General features: G+C 43.7%; 13 protein-coding genes, 1 pseudogene and 1 riboswitch. Of the genes and pseudogenes, 5 read left to right on the top strand and 9 right to left on the bottom strand.

The genetic code is table 11. The features are described 5' to 3' along the window. Positions 1 to 61: 61 nt before the first annotated feature. Positions 62 to 631 carry a bifunctional transcriptional activator/DNA repair enzyme AdaA gene (locus C5Z26_RS05910; RefSeq protein ID WP_105449054.1) on the top strand — a complete coding sequence of 190 codons (570 nt, stop codon included), beginning with the start codon at positions 62 to 64 and terminating at the stop codon, positions 629 to 631. A gap of 34 nt (positions 632 to 665) precedes the next feature. Here C5Z26_RS05910 and apf read toward each other — a convergent pair whose 3' ends face one another. Further along, complete coding sequence (apf, locus tag C5Z26_RS05905; protein ID WP_105449053.1) at positions 666 to 1532, bottom strand: aggregation-promoting factor; 867 nt, start codon at positions 1530 to 1532, stop codon at positions 666 to 668. 390 nt (positions 1533 to 1922) lie between these two features. On the opposite strand from apf, the gene C5Z26_RS05900 reads away from it, so the two are divergent. Next, positions 1923 to 3467, top strand: a complete 1545-nt coding sequence (locus C5Z26_RS05900) for a glycosyltransferase (protein ID WP_105449052.1) — start codon at positions 1923 to 1925, stop codon at positions 3465 to 3467. Beyond that, positions 3464 to 4972, top strand: a complete 1509-nt coding sequence (asp1, locus tag C5Z26_RS05895) for an accessory Sec system glycosyltransferase Asp1 (protein ID WP_105449051.1) — start codon at positions 3464 to 3466, stop codon at positions 4970 to 4972. The genes C5Z26_RS05900 and asp1 overlap by 4 nt, the downstream gene beginning before the upstream one ends. Positions 4973 to 5143: 171 nt before the next feature. Here asp1 and C5Z26_RS05890 read toward each other — a convergent pair whose 3' ends face one another. Both C5Z26_RS05890 and C5Z26_RS05885 read right to left on the bottom strand, forming a co-directional pair. Further along, entirely contained in the window at positions 5144 to 6283 is a 1140-nt protein-coding gene (locus tag C5Z26_RS05890; protein WP_105449050.1) for an RNA-guided endonuclease TnpB family protein, read from the bottom strand. A gap of 292 nt (positions 6284 to 6575) precedes the next feature. Beyond that, positions 6576 to 7400 carry a LysR family transcriptional regulator gene (locus C5Z26_RS05885; RefSeq protein WP_105449049.1) on the bottom strand — a complete coding sequence of 275 codons (825 nt, stop codon included), beginning with the start codon at positions 7398 to 7400 and terminating at the stop codon, positions 6576 to 6578. 115 nt (positions 7401 to 7515) lie between these two features. Between C5Z26_RS05885 and C5Z26_RS05880 the strand changes: the two genes are divergently transcribed. Next, positions 7516 to 8526: a YeiH family protein gene (locus tag C5Z26_RS05880; RefSeq protein ID WP_105449048.1), complete on the top strand. Its 1011-nt coding sequence runs from the start codon at positions 7516 to 7518 to the stop codon at positions 8524 to 8526. A 322-nt stretch (positions 8527 to 8848) separates the two neighbouring features. Here C5Z26_RS05880 and C5Z26_RS05875 read toward each other — a convergent pair whose 3' ends face one another. The 5 genes and pseudogenes from C5Z26_RS05875 to C5Z26_RS05855 all read right to left on the bottom strand — a co-directional run bounded on the left by C5Z26_RS05875 (position 8849) and on the right by C5Z26_RS05855 (position 13427). Next, the gene (locus C5Z26_RS05875; RefSeq protein ID WP_105449047.1) at positions 8849 to 9232 is read right to left on the bottom strand and encodes a type II toxin-antitoxin system HicB family antitoxin; all 384 of its coding nucleotides are present in this window, start codon (positions 9230 to 9232) and stop codon (positions 8849 to 8851) included. A gap of 344 nt (positions 9233 to 9576) precedes the next feature. Further along, on the bottom strand, positions 9577 to 10080 hold the full coding sequence (locus tag C5Z26_RS05870) for a DUF4811 domain-containing protein (protein ID WP_105449046.1): 504 nt from the start codon (positions 10078 to 10080) through the stop codon (positions 9577 to 9579). Further along, a pseudogene (locus C5Z26_RS05865) lies at positions 10077 to 11563 on the bottom strand (MDR family MFS transporter). Before C5Z26_RS05865 ends, C5Z26_RS05870 begins: the two are co-directional and overlap by 4 nt. Before the next feature lie 192 nt (positions 11564 to 11755). Next, positions 11756 to 12679 carry an AEC family transporter gene (locus C5Z26_RS05860; RefSeq protein ID WP_105449045.1) on the bottom strand — a complete coding sequence of 308 codons (924 nt, stop codon included), beginning with the start codon at positions 12677 to 12679 and terminating at the stop codon, positions 11756 to 11758. Between the two features lie 64 nt (positions 12680 to 12743). Beyond that, the gene (locus tag C5Z26_RS05855) at positions 12744 to 13427 is read right to left on the bottom strand and encodes a DUF6198 family protein (protein WP_105449044.1); all 684 of its coding nucleotides are present in this window, start codon (positions 13425 to 13427) and stop codon (positions 12744 to 12746) included. Positions 13428 to 13722: 295 nt separating this feature from the next. On the opposite strand from C5Z26_RS05855, the gene C5Z26_RS05850 reads away from it, so the two are divergent. Beyond that, entirely contained in the window at positions 13723 to 14895 is a 1173-nt protein-coding gene (locus tag C5Z26_RS05850) for a cation:proton antiporter (protein WP_105449043.1), read from the top strand. A gap of 60 nt (positions 14896 to 14955) precedes the next feature. On the opposite strand, the gene C5Z26_RS05845 is transcribed toward C5Z26_RS05850, so the two are convergent. Then, positions 14956 to 15492, bottom strand: a complete 537-nt coding sequence (locus C5Z26_RS05845; protein ID WP_105449042.1) for a dihydrofolate reductase family protein — start codon at positions 15490 to 15492, stop codon at positions 14956 to 14958. A gap of 411 nt (positions 15493 to 15903) precedes the next feature. Beyond that, positions 15904 to 15948: riboswitch (PreQ1 riboswitch) on the top strand. Positions 15949 to 15957 lie beyond the last annotated feature (9 nt).

The following is a 15957-nucleotide window of genomic DNA, read 5'->3' as shown; positions in this document are numbered from 1 at the left end:
CCTAAACGTGATTATTTGGCCGGATAACCGGTATAATTAAGGCCTAAGGGAGTTGATTAAAATGCTACGGTTAACAGCAGCTCGATGGCAGGCGATTCAAACTAACGATGTCACTAAAGACGGCGACTTTTACTATGGTGTCACGAGTACGGGCATCTTTTGTCGACCAAGTTGTCCCTCACGCTTACCGAAACGGGAACATGTACAAGTGTTTAAAACGACGGCAGCGGCCAGTCAAGCCGGCTTTCGACCCTGTAAGCGTTGTCGACCAACCGGGCGCGTGGTTTCGGCGGCCGACTGGGTGATCACCATTAATCGAATTATGGCGCACCATTATGCGGAACCGCTGACCTTAACTGAATTAGCCAAACGCGCACATGGGGCGCCCGATTATTTGCATCATGTCTATCGGCAACAAACTGGGCAGACGCCGCTGGCTTACTTGCAGCAAATCCGGCTACAACAGGCGCGCCGCTTATTGATGACCTCGCCGTTACCCATTAGTGCTGTGGCCCAAGCCTGTGGGTTTCAATCCGCTGCGTATTTTAGTACGACGTTCAAAAAGGCATTTCAGCAAACACCGCGCCAATTTCGGTTGCAAACAAAAACAGGTCCGCAACCGAAGTTGTGAACCTGTTACTTTAATCATTAAAGTGAATTTTGGTTTAGTAGTAACCGTTAGATAACCAGAATGTCTTAGCAGCACTCCATGACCCATAACGTGAGCTAACATAAGCATTAGCAACGGATTCTTGGTTAGCAGCAGATAAGTCGCCGTTTAATAATGACTTACTTAATTGATACTTACCATAGTAGTTACCGTTAGAAGCGGTGTATGAACCACCAGATTCTTTGTTGGCAATCCAAGCTTTGGCAGCTGAATCAGAAGTCGTTGCTGTGGTGGTGCTAACGTTAGTCGTTGAAGCAGAAGTTGCCGTTGCGGTGGTGCTAGTTGTTGTACTTTGACTAGCAGCTGAGCTAGCAGTAGTTCTTAAAGTCGTTGAAGCTTGACTGGCACTGCTTTGCGCCGCACTTGAAGTTGCAACTGAACTGGCACTAGTGGCCGTTGAAGATGAAGCTGAGCTGGCACTAGTTTGACTAGCTGAGCTTGAGCTAGTACTTGAAGCAACTGAAGCTTGACTTGAGCTAGCTGAACTAGCGGTGCTGGTGCTTTGACTAGCCGCACTAGTGGCCGTTGAAGTTGCAACTGAGCTGGCACTAGTTGCGCTACTTTGGCTAGCTGAACTAGCGGTGCTGGTACTTTGACTAGCCGCACTGGTTGCAGGAACCGTGGCATGGACCGTCATTGCTGTACCGTTAACTTCTAATTTATCACCAATAAAAATTAAATTAACATTTTTTAAATCGTTAGCTTTTTTAATCGCTGCGATGGTCGTTTTGTGTGAAGCAGCAATGGCGCTGACCGTGTCACCGGATTTAACTGTGACAGTATCGGCGTTAGCGATGGTCGTTCCAATGGCAAACAAACCAGTGGCAGCAACGGATGATAATAATAGACTTTTGATTTTCATTAAATTAATTCACTCCTGTATTTGGTTGATTGGATAACTAATCATTCTCGATAGATAACTGAGCTTTGTGAAGCGCTCGTTAATTAACAACAGTGCCTAGTATAGCCGGTGAGTGTTGCAGCACAATAAATGGCAAGTTACAGTTTGGCCGGTTTTTGTAATATAGGCTGCTAATTGTAACGTATTGTAATATCTTAACAATTTCGTCAAACTTTGATAACATTTTCGTCTAGAATGATTATCAACTGCTGGTTAAAAGGCTTAACTTAGTTAATAGTCAGTGATGAAAGCTAGAAAAAGGTTAAATCAGTTCGTTAGCGGCTAAAAAACGAGTGAAGTTTGCTATAATCGACAACGCTAACGATTATGTTTCAATGAGGGAGCGAACATATGTATTATTTTGTGAATACCAGTATTAATCCTAAAAAATCCGGCATTGAACATGCTGAAATGAAGCGGCTAGCACTATTTAATCAACATCAAGTTCCAGCGCAACTGGTCACGCGATTCTTTGCCTTAAATTTACATCAGACGTTAAAACGTGCTGGCATTGCGGAAAAGAATCAAATTAATTTGTTTGATTTTATCCAAAAGTCAACAGCGTTTAAACCAGTTAAATTGACGATTGATGATTTACATCTGGCCGCCACCTTGCGAGTGCAACCAGATGGGCACCATTATCAAGTCTATCAACAGAATCAACTATTAATGCGTGTCCACACCTTTGCTCCAGATTATCAACAAGTTAATAATGTGCAATTTTTTGATGTCAATGGAAAGCTCGTGAAAACTGATTGGTATGATACCCGCGGGTTTAAGGGATTAGAACAGTTTTATACGTTTGACGGTCAGGTGGCTAGTGAACAGGTTTTTGATCCAACCGGGCAGGTCGTTTATCAGACGTTCCATTTACCTAATCGACAAAATGAAACGCAGAATTCGTTATATCGCTTCATTAACTATCACGGTCAAGATTGGTCTTTTACGGGTGAGCAGGCGATGACCCGGTTCTTTTTAGATGAACTCAATCGGCAAAACCCCAAGTCCGTCTTTATTATTGATCGGACGTATGAGCTCGCCTATTCGGCCCTCCGGATGCGGACTAAGGCGTTTAAAGTCATGCATTTACACAGTAATCATTTGAATGATCCAGCCCATCCCAAAACAGCGACACTGAATTATAACTATGCCTATGCCTTAAATAACTTAGCGGCTTGGAATGGGGTCATTGCGGCCACCCCCCAGCAAACCGAAGATTTTACAGCGCGATATGGGACCCAGCCGCCAGTTTATACGATTCCAGTTGGCATTGTGTCACCGAAAACTTTGGCTGCACCGCAGCCTAAGTGGGCGAGTCGAATTCCTGGTAAAGTTATTTTTGTGGCGCGGCTATCCGAAGAAAAACAACAGCGCCATGTTATTGAAGCTTTTAAAACAGTGCATGCAGCACTACCCGAAGCAACTCTTGATTTTTGGGGCTATGCCAACGGCGATACTGGGAAGCAACTGCGACAATTAGTAGCGAAGTTAAAGTTGACAGCGGTCGTTAAGTTTAATGATTACACGGCTAATCTAGCGGCGGTGTACGATCAAGCGCAATTGGCGATGTTAACCTCACGCGCGGAAGGGTTCGCCTTGGCTTTATTGGAAGGGCAATCCCACGGTCTACCGCAGATTGCGTATGACGTGAAGTATGGTCCCCGCGATATTATTCGTGATGGGGTTGATGGCCAGTTGGTGCCGGTTAATGATATTGAGGCTTTGGCGACGGCGATGATCAAGCTTTTGCAAGATCCCGCTAAAATGCAGGCGTTTAGTCAGCAAGCTTATATTGATGCGAAGCGTTATAGTCCGGATGTGGTTTGGCAACAATGGCAACCACTGATGCAAGCAGCGCAGGCTTTCTATCAACCGAATCAGGAGGCGTCAAAATGATCTTTTTTGTCAATCAATATTTGATGGCGTTAAATTCTGGGGTTGAACATGCCGAATTTAAACGCTTGCAATTATTCAAACAACATCAGATGCCAGCTAAATTAGTGACCCGCCACTTTGATGGGTTATTACATCAAAATATGCGGCGCTTTAAGCTCGCTGATGATCAAATGGTTAACTTATTTGATTTCTTTCGACAGACCACCACGTATCCAGCCCAAGTACTTAAGCTAGAAGATTTAGATTTTCCACGGGATTATAATGTGCAACCAAGTCCGAATGTTAGTCAGGTCGTTGATGGTGATCGCTTAGTTGCGAAAGTCCATTTTGTACCGGGCACGGTTGGTCACGTTTATTTTGTCGAACTCTTTGATACTTTTGGCAATTTGGCTCAGCGGACTGATTATGATGAACGGGGATTTAAAGCGTGCGATACTTTTTACGCGCCGAATCAAGAACCGGTGACCGCGATTTTTTATCGACCCGATCAAACACGTTTTGCGGAACAATATTATGCGCATAATGCGGCTGGTGTGAATGAGGTCTCATTGTGTAAGCTGATCGACTACCAAGGTCAAGATTATTATTTTAATGGTGAGCAGGCTTGGTATCGGTTCTTTTTAGATGAACTTAATCGGCAAAATGGGACCAATAATACCTTTATTGCCGATCGACCACTGGCAGCACAATGGCCGGTGATCAATATGCAAACCCCCGCTCGTAAGTATTTATGGCTACCGACACCGCATACTGTTGATCCTAAAGATCAAGTCTTCGCTAACTTAAATAATGCCTATGTTTATGGAATTCATGAGCATTTAACGGCGTTAGATGGCTTGATTACGAGTACTGATCAGCAACGAGCTGACTTAACGCGGTGGTTAGGCGGGCAACCTAGTCGACCGATTTATACGATTTCAGCAGCAGTGGTTTCGGTGGAACAAGCCACGCGCCCGGCCATTACAATGGCCGCACGCCAAGCACATCAGCTGGTTTATACAGGTCGCCTAGATCCAGAACGGCAGGTTGATCAGTTAATAACGGCCTTTGCCCGGGTGCACCAAGTGCTGGCGGATGCGACCTTGGTTATTCATGGTTACGGCAGTGCCTTGGCGGACTTGAAAGTGCAAGTCGAGCAACAACAGCTCGCTCAGGTCGTCACTTTTGCGGGCTATCAGCCCGACTTAACGGCGGTGTATGATCAGGCGGGAGCCGCCGTGTATACGGGGGCTAGCGATACACAGCCACTATCAATAGTTGAAGCGTTGAGCCATGGCTTGCCCGTGGTTGCCTATGATATTAACTATGGTCCGCGAGATATTATCAAAGCCGGTAAAAATGGTTATTTAGTTGAAGACGGTGATGTTGCGCAATTAGCGTCGGCGCTTATTAAAACGTTAGAGAACCCCAAGCGGCAGCAACGTTTAAGTAAAGGCGCTTATCACAGTAGTCAGCAGTATAGCGATGCGACGGTTTGGGCGCAGTGGCAGGCGTTACTCAAATAAGGCCATGTTTAAGTCAGCCACAAAGTGAGTTAGTTTCACGTGAACTACTCGGCCATGAATGACCGCGCTTCTGAGAACACTGCCAACTTACACAATAGTGCGAGCACTATGCACAGCGGTTACAGCTATTTATCACGGCTCGTTCCGAGCCTAGTTAGTCTTTTCTTTTCTTTAAGCATTCAATATGTTCTTAGCGGCGTTAATGTCACGATCATGGTTAACGCCACATTTTGGACATGTCCATTGCCGGATAGCTAGCCCATGCTTACCGTCATCGTAACCACAGTCAGCACAAATTTGGCTAGTTTTTCTAGGGTTCACAGTGACCAGCTGTTTACCATACCAAGCACATTTATATTCAAGCTGAGTGCGTAGTTCCCGCCAAGCTTGATTGGCAATTGCTCGAGCGAGCCGATGATTGCTGAGAAGATTTTTGGTTTTCAAATCTTCAATTTTAATCACATCGTACAATGTTACTAGTCTCTTGGTAAGCTGATGCAAATAGTTATTTCGCTGGTTAGCGATTTTTTCGTTATATTTGGCAACCATGAGACGCGCCTTACGATAATTACTGAAGTCATTCAGTTCACGTGGTTCTAAGACTTGATTATGTTTATCCCACGCAACTTCTTTTTGAGCTTGTAGTCTTCGACGGGCTAACCGTTTTTCCCAATAGTGTTTTTTCTGCGATAAGGCCTTATCAAAGCGAATAGTCGGATATTTGACACCATCACTGGTAATCATTAAATCCGCCACCCCCATATCAATTCCCACCGCTTGCTTAGTTTTAGGAAGTTTTTGCACGTCATTATCGACTAACACAATGGCGTAATATTTGCCGGTAGCGGATAGTCGGATTGTGACATTCTTGATTTTACCAGTGAGTTGTCGGCCGGATTTAAAGGCGATACGGCCTAATTTTGGCAATTTGATTTGATATTGATTGATCTGAATAACGTTGTGATTTACGGCATTAGATTGATAGCTCTGTTTGGGGAACTTACGTGATTTGAACTTCGGAAAACCGACATGCTCCTTAAATAACTTCTGAAAAGCATGATGTAAATCACGGCTAACGTGTAAAAGACTGGTTGATTCCGCTTGCTTGAGAAACGGGTATTCCTGTTTGAGACACTTGATCAGATAATTCATGCCAAATTCATTGACGTAGGATCCACCGTTGTTATGCCGCTCAAGCTGCATACTTAATAACTGGTTCCAGACGAAACGACAGCAGCCAAAGTTGTTAATAATTTTGGCTTGTTGGTCAATTTGGGGATAGATCCTGGTTTTAATCGCCCGCAGCGTCATCTATAAGCACCTCTTCTATTCGTTGGTCATCGCTATATTTAGCAGCGGCTCGCTGGTTAGTGATACCAATAACTTTGGCGGTACCCTAACTAATAAGTGGCTATAATCGTCGTGACTAATTTCCATCTGTTCAATACTAAATCCGCATTTTGAACCGATTTCTATTAAATAGACGCTACTTACAAACTAAAAAGCGATTCATCACGTCCTTAAAAGAACGTGTTTCCTCGCCTAATTTCAAAAATTGAAAACGGCAGTCATTCTAAATTTGAGAATGACTGCCGTTTTCAGGTTAAGACCACTGCTGCAAGCAAGTCGTAATGACTGACTGGGCGGGCTTTAGTTGGGGCCGGATTGCGGCCGGGGTCAAGAGATAGAATCGCCGTTGATAGTTTTGGCTTAACGGGCGTAACGGGACGTTGGCCGCTAGCACTTGTTGCGAAATAATCGACTGACCAACGCCTTGTGCCAGCAAATCAGCGATTAACTGGTTACTATGAATAATCATGGTTTGCGCAGGTTGGATATTCTGCGCCTTTAAAAAGGCGTTCGTGTAATGGCGGACACCAGAATTAGGCTCGCGTAAGAGCCATATTGGACTGTCAAAGTGCCCCGCATGGACGAGCTTGTCTTGACCAAAGGCCAGCCGATTGAGTTGATCGGTTACCAGCGGTTTTTCAACGAGACCAAAGTCTAATTGATGTTGTGACATTTGCGTTAAAATTTCGGCGGAGTTAGCTAAGGTGACTTCAAAATCGAATTGGTCACTTAATGGTGCAAGTGCTTGCAGTAAGCTGGGCATGACTAAGCTAGCCGTGGTATGAGAAGCCCCAATCCGGGCCGTGATCTTGGTTAGCGGCCCGGTGGCTTGAACGGCAGTTTTTGTAGCTGACCAGGTCTCTAATAATTTCTGGGCTTGGCGGTAAAGCAAGCTGCCACTAGTGGTTGGACTGATTTCTTGGCGACCGTTGCGCGTGAATAGGACGGTGTCTAATTCAGTTTCTAACTGTTTGATCTGTGTTGAGACGGTGGGTTGTGAAATGAATAATTGAGCGGCTGCTTGAGAAAAGTTACGGGTTTCAAAAACGGTTTTGAAGGTCTGTAGTTGTTTTAACATTGCCGCGCTCCTTATTATTAATAATCTTAATAGTAACTATCATAATAATTTATTTCTCAAATGTAAATCAATTCCGTATACTTAGACTTATTAAAAGGGACAGGGGTTGAAAGGATTGAGAATTAAAGCTATTTTGCCGGGATTGGTGACCAGTTTAGGAATTGCCATTATTAGTCAGTTATTAGCACAAGTCGTACCGGCATTAGGGGCCGCTACGATTGCGATTTTATTAGGGATTGTTGGTGGGAATACCTTTTTACGGCAGCCACAATTAGCACCAGGAACTAAGTTTTCAGAAAGTAAATTACTCGAATATTCAGTGATGTTGTTGGGCGCAACGATGACGGTGCAAACTATCGGGCGAGTGGGTGGTTGGGGTGTCGGTTTCATTGTGTTACAAATGACGATTACGATTATCGGGGCGTTATGGTTAGGCCAAAAGCTAGGGTTTAATCAATCCATCCGACTATTGATGGCTGGTGGGAATGCCGTTTGTGGGTCATCAGCGATTGCGTCGATTGCACCAGTAATTGAGGCGGATGATGAGGCAAAAGGGACTGTAATTACGTTAGTTAACTTGATGGGAACGGTCCTAATGCTAACGTTGCCATGGTTGGGACTGAGTGTTTTTGGTAGCCAAGTGATTCTAAAAGGGGCCCTGATCGGGGGAACTTTACAATCGGTAGGACAAGTCGTGGCTTCAGCTAGTATGATTAATCAAGCGACTGTGCAGTTTGCAACGATTTTTAAGATTATGCGGATTATGATGCTGGTTGTGGTCGTCTTGATTTTTGGTCGGCTACATCAGCGTTCATTAGCCAAGACCGTTGCGACGGATGCGGTGGTGAGTGGAAATGGTAACGGGCATTGGCTGCCATGGTATGTTGCTGGTTTCCTGATTCTGTGTGGTATTAACAGTTTGATAACGTTACCTACTGTTATTGCAGTAACGGCGCATACGATTAGTAGTTGGTTTGAAATCATTGCGCTAGCTGCGATTGGTTTACGCTTGAACTTGATGAATTTCTTGAAGGCGGGTAAACGATTAGCACTTTATGGACTAGGGGTTGGAACATTACAGGTTGTGAGTGCTTTGATTTTAATTAGCTTATTATTGCGACACTAAGGTTTAGTGCTAAATGAGCGCAACAAGCACAACAAAAAAGCCGCCCTGCTTAACTTTGAAGGTTGCAGGGCGACAATAATATCGTTTTGTAAATAGGCCATCGCCTTTGAAACGGTTGGCATCGGACTAGTGTTATAGCACTAGTCTTTTTTGTGTCTTAAGGATACTACGGTTATGACCCAGTATGCCAATAATGCCGTTGTTCAAGCTGATTTTGACGACTGAACTTATCTGCCGTACTACCAATTGATAGCCTAAGCTTGATTAAAGCGTAGGTTATTTAAATGAGCCGGCACAAAGTTATGTTGGTTTTTTAATGAAATTAAGCCTCTAGTTTAGTCTTTAGTGCATTTGTTAAGACCTGAGAAAGGTCTAGCTTTTGACTTTTAGCCATGTCATTTAGATACACAGGAATAGAAATGCTCTTCTGAACGGTCTGTGAAAATTCTCTACGAAAAGCATTTAAATCCACAGTAATGTAAACTAATTTCTCATCGGTTTTTAGAGATGCCGGATCAATATCTGATGGTTCTGGATAACTTGTTTGATTTTCTAGTAAATTTCCAATTAAGTCTTCACTCATAGTAACCGCATCAATGATATTGTTTCCTTGAGTAAAGCCATTTTTTAAATCTGGAACACGTACAAAGATATTGTCACCGTCTTTACTAAAAATTGTTGGATAAATTACCACGTCTTTTTTCACAACTAACCCTCCGTCTAAGTCTGAAAATTGAATTTTAAGAAGTTTTCAATCAAGCCATTTCACTGCAGCAACTTAGTAGCCTGTTCAGGTTTAATCGGTAGCTGAGTCACCATGCGACTAAGTCAATAGTAAGCATACATAATTGAAAGTGTGTTGGTCAATTAAAAGTGTGCGGCCACCGAGATTTTTTTGATAATTCATCCAGCATCAAAAAAGAGATTGAGACAAAATGACTAATCTCAATCTGCTTAGCTTAAAATCGGCGGTCATTCCCAAGAACAGAATGACCGCCGATTTTAGATTAATGTTCACAAATGCCCCAACTTTTGGGATCTGGTTCTTAGTTATTTAGTGTTAGTCAAGGTAAATGAGTGCCAATTGGTCGGCAAGTTAAACGTATACTGCTTGCTGGCTAATGGCTGTTTTGATTTACCAAGTTCAAATAAATGACGTGTCCAAGCGTTACGATACTGCCAACGCGTTGTGGCAATTTGAACGTGCGGCGTGGCCCCGGTTGTTAGCGTGGTCGTCGCATTAGTGGTGGTGGTTTGAATTTGGTTGGGCTTTAACGTGGTCCGATAAACTAGGACACGTTCGGAACCATGGCCGAGCTGGTGAATGCCAACCGCAAGACGCTTAGTACGGAGCGGTTTTAAAGTAACAGTTTGAGTTGTTTTGACTTTAACCATGCCCCAGTGGTAATTGTCATTTAGGATTAAGGCAATCAAACTACCGGCAATAATCAGAAAGCTGAGGGTAATCCCAATTGTACGACCCAGACTATTGGGCCTAAAAATCATCAAGCCGGAAAAGATAAAGACAAATAAAATTAAGCCAATGATAATCATGCCGCTTGATCCTCCTTTTTAACTGATACGGAATGATGGCCGGACTTTAAGAAGAAGGTGAGGCCAAAGCCAAGGGCACAAAAGACTAATGAAACAACGAAAGCCATATGATAGCCAGATAAGGTGGCGGTGACGGCCGCTGATTTGTATTTTAACGGTGCCGTTGTGAGTAAGTGTTGGCTTGGCATTTGCCACTTGGCCACACTTGAATAGACACTAATTAAAACGGCGGTTCCCATTGAAGCAGCGACTTGCCGTAACGTATTGTTGGCGGCTGTTCCATGGGCAATCAGATTAAATGGTAGGGCGTTAATCCCAGTTGTAGTGACTGGCATTGTGACCATCGTCAAGCCAAACATCCGGATGGCGTAGACCACAATAATCCAGAGAATGGGCGTCGTTGCACTAATCGATAAGAAGAAGGCCGTCCCAATCGTTAAAAGTAACATCCCGGTCATTGCAAGGCGGCGAGCACCAATATGATCGAAGATTCGACCAGTGATGGGGCTCATAATGCCATCATAATGGCGCCTGGCAACAAAATTAGTCCGGAATCCATTGGTGAACGGCCTAAAACAGTTTGAATATACAACGGTAAAATCATTTCAACCCCCATCATTGCCATGTAAGACAAGGCCGTTAAAACGGCAGAAAGGGTAAAGGCGGGGATTTTAAACACGCGCAGTTCCAATAATGGCTGATCCATATGTAATTGGCGCCAAACAAATAAAATGATAAAAATAATCCCGATGATTAAGGTCACTAATACGACTGGATCGCCCCAGCCACTTTCACCAACGGAAGAAAATCCATATAGCATGCTCCCGAAACCGATGGTAGAAATCAAAACGGACCACCAATCAATGGGTTGCTTAGAGGTCGGTAAAACTTTGCGTAAAGTAAATAATGAAATAACAATGACGGCTAAGTTAATGGGCATGATGAACAAAAACAAGGCCCGCCAAGAGTGGTTATCAATAATCCAACCAGATAAGGTGGGACCGATGGCCGGGGCTAGCCCAATGACGATGCCGGCAGTTCCCATAGCAGCGCCACGTTTTTCCGGTGGGTAGACGGAAGACATAATGGTTTGGAAGACCGGGGCTGAAATTCCGACCCCCATTGCTTGAATCATGCGGGCAACGAGTAACATCTGAAAGTTAACTGAAAAATAAGCGAGTAAGGTACCTAAACCGAAGATAATCATGGCCGCTAAGTAGAGAATCTTCGAATTAATTCGAGTTAACATCCAGGCACTGACGGGAATCATGATTCCCATAATTAACATGAAACCAGTGGTTAACCATTGAACGGCATTGGCTGAAATATGAAAATAAGCCATTAAAGTTGGAAAAGCCGTTGTGAGTAAGGTCTGGGTAATAAAAGTACTAAAAGTGCCGACAAGCAAAGTTAATACGAGCCAAGTACGGTGATAGGGGCGGCCGTTGGCATCTAATGGCAAATCTGAATTGGCGGTTGACATGAGTTAAAAACAGTCCTTTCAAAATAATATATTTAATAACACACATAACTAATAAGTATAGCACTTTAGGTAAAGGCCTCCCATTGTTGGGCTTAGGTCGACGGTTTGTCACCAGAGAACGTAAAAAAGTATGGCAAAAAAACTCGCCGTCAGCAGTAAAACACTGACAGCGAGTTTGAGTCGACGCAAAATTTAGAGTTGAACTAGACTGAATACCAGCGGAATGCTGACGACACTTAATAAAGTTGAGAGACTCATTAACGTGACAGCTGGTCCTGGTTGTCCATGGACTTTTAAGGTAAATAAGACCACGATGCCGGCAACGGGACAAGCGGCCATTAAGACGGTTGTGTAGAGTGGAACGCCAGTAATCCCCATGAGTTCCAAAACGACCATCGTGAGATAGGGAAAGATAAAGTTGCGTAACAATAAAACCCAACCTAAGCGTTTATCAAGGGTTTGCCGATTGAAACGGACGGCCGCCAGACTATTACCAATCACAATCATGGACAGCGGGGTATTAACCGAACTGACAGTGGTAATCGTCCGGTTAATCAAATTCGGTAAGGGAACCGCAGTCACGAATAAAATCAAGCCGAGCATAATGGCAATAATATTTGGATTCAAAATAATTTGTTTAAAGTTGTCGCGCCGGTTGCCCTGTTTACCGGTGAATAAGGTAATCCCGTGAGTCCAACTAAAGATATTAAAAGCGGCTAATGAAGCGACGGCAAAAAAGACGCCAGTACTCCCAAAAAGGGCGCTGGTTAAGGGAATCCCCATAAAACCAGCGTTTGAATAAACGGCGCCGTAACGCATGGTACGCTGTAAATTGAGGTCCTTAACAGGTTTAAAAACCAGTTGCGTAATCAGAATCATTAACCCGTAAATCAGGATAATGCCCACAATTACGCGGCCTAGCGTTTGGAGACGATTCACCGAAAATGGTTGTTCAAAGGCCTTGATAATCAGACAAGGTGAAACGATGTACAGTAAGATATTGGTTAAATCGGTCGATGTTTGACCGTGCATAAAACCTAGCTTGTTAGCCATTAAGCCAATCAACATCAAAATAAACATTAAGCCGATTTGACTTGTTAGTTGTGTAAGATTCATATAATTGCCATCCAATAATTAAGAATAAATCCATTATCCCGGTTAACGGCTAATTTTGTCAATGTTAGGCGGGATGATGGGGCGTTGCCGTGGGAACGTCCACATGGTGTTTGAGACCGGGGAAGACGTGCGTATCAGACCAGCCCATGATAGCGCCCTGAGCGGTTAGGGCAAAGAGCGTCCCAATGCCGATTGCGCGTAATTGACCAGTGGCTAAAAAGGCTACCACTGTAATCGTCAATGGCGGCAAATAACTGGTCCATTGGGCAATAATTGCGGAGCCATGTAAGAAACGAAACCGTAAAATATAAGAAAGGTCATCATTGGGATGTTGGATGAGGTTGCAGCGTTGATAGATAGAGACGGCCATGGCAACGCCTAATAAGCCACAGAGATTAAGGACTAGGCGCAGTGGCCAAGCGAAACTTGGCACCCCTAACCAACGCCAAAAGTAACCAATGAATTCAACTAGATAACTAAACGGTAGAATATAAAGTAGATTAGAAATAAACCGGCGCTGATCAAAATGACCAAGCATGAGTTGGTTTAAAAGGGTGACGGCGAGCCCGTATAAGAGCAAGGTGGTGCCCAATGAAATGTGAATCCAGTCAGACAGATTCACACTTGAACCGGTCCAAACGGCGCTGCCCAAGTTAGTCGCAATCGTTAACGCATTAGCGGCCGAGTTTAATAAAATGGAAAAAACGAGAAAAATAAAGCGTTGTCGAAAATCAACAATGTGTGACACATGATCATCCCTTTACCGAGGTATAGTGCTATTATAGCGTCTTTTTGGTGAGCTTAGGATAAAATATTTAGCGTTGTGGTCGTCGCGAGGTGATTAACTTGAAGCCGGCTTGCTTGAAAGCTAAGTTGCCCATCTAAACTGACTAATTAGGAAATGGTCGCCACGATGGTCATGAAAATATGCTATACTTAGTTTCATTGAATAGTTACATTCGGTTGAAGAACACTTCAAGAATTCGAACTGCTTTTGGGTTGGGCAGTTGTTTCTTGGTGTGTTCTTTTTTTTAGGAGGCACTATGGGCTATATTGGAACATTAAGTTTAATTTTAATTGTGACCGCGATTGCCGGTCATTTGAGTGTACGGATGGGGTTACCCGCCGTTATTGGACAACTATTAAGTGGTATTGTGTTAGGGCCAGCGTTACTTGGCTGGGTTTCAGCAACCAGTTTCATCACGGATTTTGCCGAACTTGGGGTCATTATTTTGATGTTTATGGCCGGACTGGAGAGTGATCTCGGGTTACTGAAAAAGTATTGGAAGCCAAGTTTATTAGTGGCCGTATTGGGCGTGATTTTGCCAGTGGGCGTGATTGACTGGTGTAGTCAGTTATTCCACTTAGGCAGTGTTGAAAGTTTGTTTCTTGGCGTAACTTTTGCGGCAACTTCAGTGTCAATTTCGGTCGCAGTTTTAAAGGAACTCAATGCTTTAGATGGCAAGGAAGGGACGACGATTTTAGGCGCCGCGGTAGTTGATGACGTTTTGGCTGTTTTGATTTTAAGCCTGATGGTGAGTCTATTCGGTAGTGAAGTGGGCTCTAGCGGTAGTAGTTCGACGAACTTAGGATTGTCGTTAGGTATTCAAGCCGCCTTCTTTGTGGGGTTATATGTGGTGGTGAAGTGGATTGTGCCACGGCTGATGAAGATTGGCGATGCGTTGTTAGTGCCAACTTCGGTTACTTTAATGTCATTAGTGATTTGCTTTGGGTTAGCTTATTTTGCTGATTTTATTGGCTTGAGTGCGGTTATTGGCGCATTCTTTGCTGGTATTGCGGTTGGACAGACCGACTATCACACGGTGATTGATGAACATATTCAGCCCATTGGAAATGCCGTATTTATTCCCGTATTCTTTGTTAGTATCGGGTTGAACATGTCCTTTAAAGGATTCGCAAATGATTTTTGGTTCATCGTTGTCATTACAGTCGCTGCGGTGGTCACGAAGTTACTTGGGGCTGGTATTGGTGCTAAAATAGCGGGCTTTAGTTGGACCAGTGGCTATGAGATTGGCGCCGGGATGGTTTCACGTGGTGAAATGGCCCTAATCATTGCTCAAATTGGGTATCAAGGTAAGTTATTATCAGCCGATCGTTATTCGGCGGTAATCACGGCCATTATTTTAACGACGCTGATTGCACCGTTATTATTGCGACAATCAATTCATCATCAAGCCCAGTTAGATAAAGTATAGGTTATAAAAAATTGCGCCAAGAATTCATAAAATTCTTGGCGCAATTTTTTTTGTTGTCCATTAAGATAAGCGGCGATAATGAACTTCTGCTAATTGACCATATTGATTAGTCGCAACAAGTTCAAATCGTTGGTGATAGTCGCTAGTTGGTGTGAATAGTGTAATTCCTGTCCCTAGTAAAACGGGCGCAATTTGGATGAATAGATCGTCAACTAAATTGGCGGTCAATAAAGGCATCAAGACGCCCGCACCACCGACAATCCAAATATTGGCGCCATCGGCTTGTCGTAATTGGTCGACTAAAGTCGTGACATCGGTATTGGTGAACGTGGTCCGGTCATCGCCCGGATGTGGGTTTGACGTCATGACAATGTTTTGAGTTAACGGATTGTAAGGATTAATGAGCTGATCGGTGGTCTGTTCCATCGTATAATCATAAGTGTGCCGCCCCATGATAGCGGTATCGACTTGTTGCATGAACTCAGCGGTGGGCGCGTCCTCGGCGCCAGTAGTCTTGAACAACCAATCGAGCCGGTTGTCTTTGGTGGCTAGATAACCATCCATCGAAACGGCGCCATAAAATTGAACTTTGCGCATAAATTGGACACCTACTTTTAGTTTTGTAACCATATTGTAACATGTTTTATCTGCTAACTAAGCAACAAATCCGGAAAAACGTGGGGTGATGGTGGCAGAACAGGCAAATCGCCGAAAAAAAGCGTTAATTAGTTAACCATGAATGTTGGAATGGCGAACTAATTAACGCTTTTTTTACCAAAATAATCCAAGAAACCCCAATTAAGTTTAAAGATTGACTTGAATTGACGGTTCAGCAGTCCAAGTTAATTAGTTAAGTTTAAAATGGGTTAATTTTTTTGAATTCCAGCAACTGGTGTCAAAATTAAGCCCAATGTCGGTGGTAGTCGTGAAAAGTGATTCTTTTTTCAGTCCGTATCCCGTATACTTAGAAGTGCATTTATGCAATCAGTGGTGCCTAACATGGCGGCCACTGGCCTGGTTCGTAAACTTCCCAGGATAAAAAACCAAGAACTTCATGTTAAT

It is taken from the genome of Lactobacillus sp. CBA3606 (assembly GCF_002970935.1).
Lineage (GTDB): Bacteria > Bacillota > Bacilli > Lactobacillales > Lactobacillaceae > Lactiplantibacillus.
This window is presented reverse-complemented; position numbering and strand designations above follow the sequence as displayed.

Bases quoted from the DNA above. Each gene is read 5' to 3' on its own strand.
- C5Z26_RS05910 (WP_105449054.1), top strand. From the start codon at position 62: ATGCTACGGTTAACAGCAGCTCGATGGCAGGCGATTCAAACTAACGAT.
- apf (WP_105449053.1), bottom strand. From the start codon at position 1,532: ATGAAAATCAAAAGTCTATTATTATCATCCGTTGCTGCCACTGGTTTG.
- C5Z26_RS05900 (WP_105449052.1), top strand. From the start codon at position 1,923: ATGTATTATTTTGTGAATACCAGTATTAATCCTAAAAAATCCGGCATT.
- asp1 (WP_105449051.1), top strand. From the start codon at position 3,464: ATGATCTTTTTTGTCAATCAATATTTGATGGCGTTAAATTCTGGGGTT.
- C5Z26_RS05890 (WP_105449050.1), bottom strand. From the start codon at position 6,283: ATGACGCTGCGGGCGATTAAAACCAGGATCTATCCCCAAATTGACCAA.
- C5Z26_RS05885 (WP_105449049.1), bottom strand. From the start codon at position 7,400: ATGTTAAAACAACTACAGACCTTCAAAACCGTTTTTGAAACCCGTAAC.
- C5Z26_RS05870 (WP_105449046.1), bottom strand. From the start codon at position 10,080: ATGATTATCATTGGCTTAATTTTATTTGTCTTTATCTTTTCCGGCTTG.
- C5Z26_RS05860 (WP_105449045.1), bottom strand. From the start codon at position 12,679: ATGAATCTTACACAACTAACAAGTCAAATCGGCTTAATGTTTATTTTG.
- C5Z26_RS05850 (WP_105449043.1), top strand. From the start codon at position 13,723: ATGGGCTATATTGGAACATTAAGTTTAATTTTAATTGTGACCGCGATT.
- C5Z26_RS05845 (WP_105449042.1), bottom strand. From the start codon at position 15,492: ATGCGCAAAGTTCAATTTTATGGCGCCGTTTCGATGGATGGTTATCTA.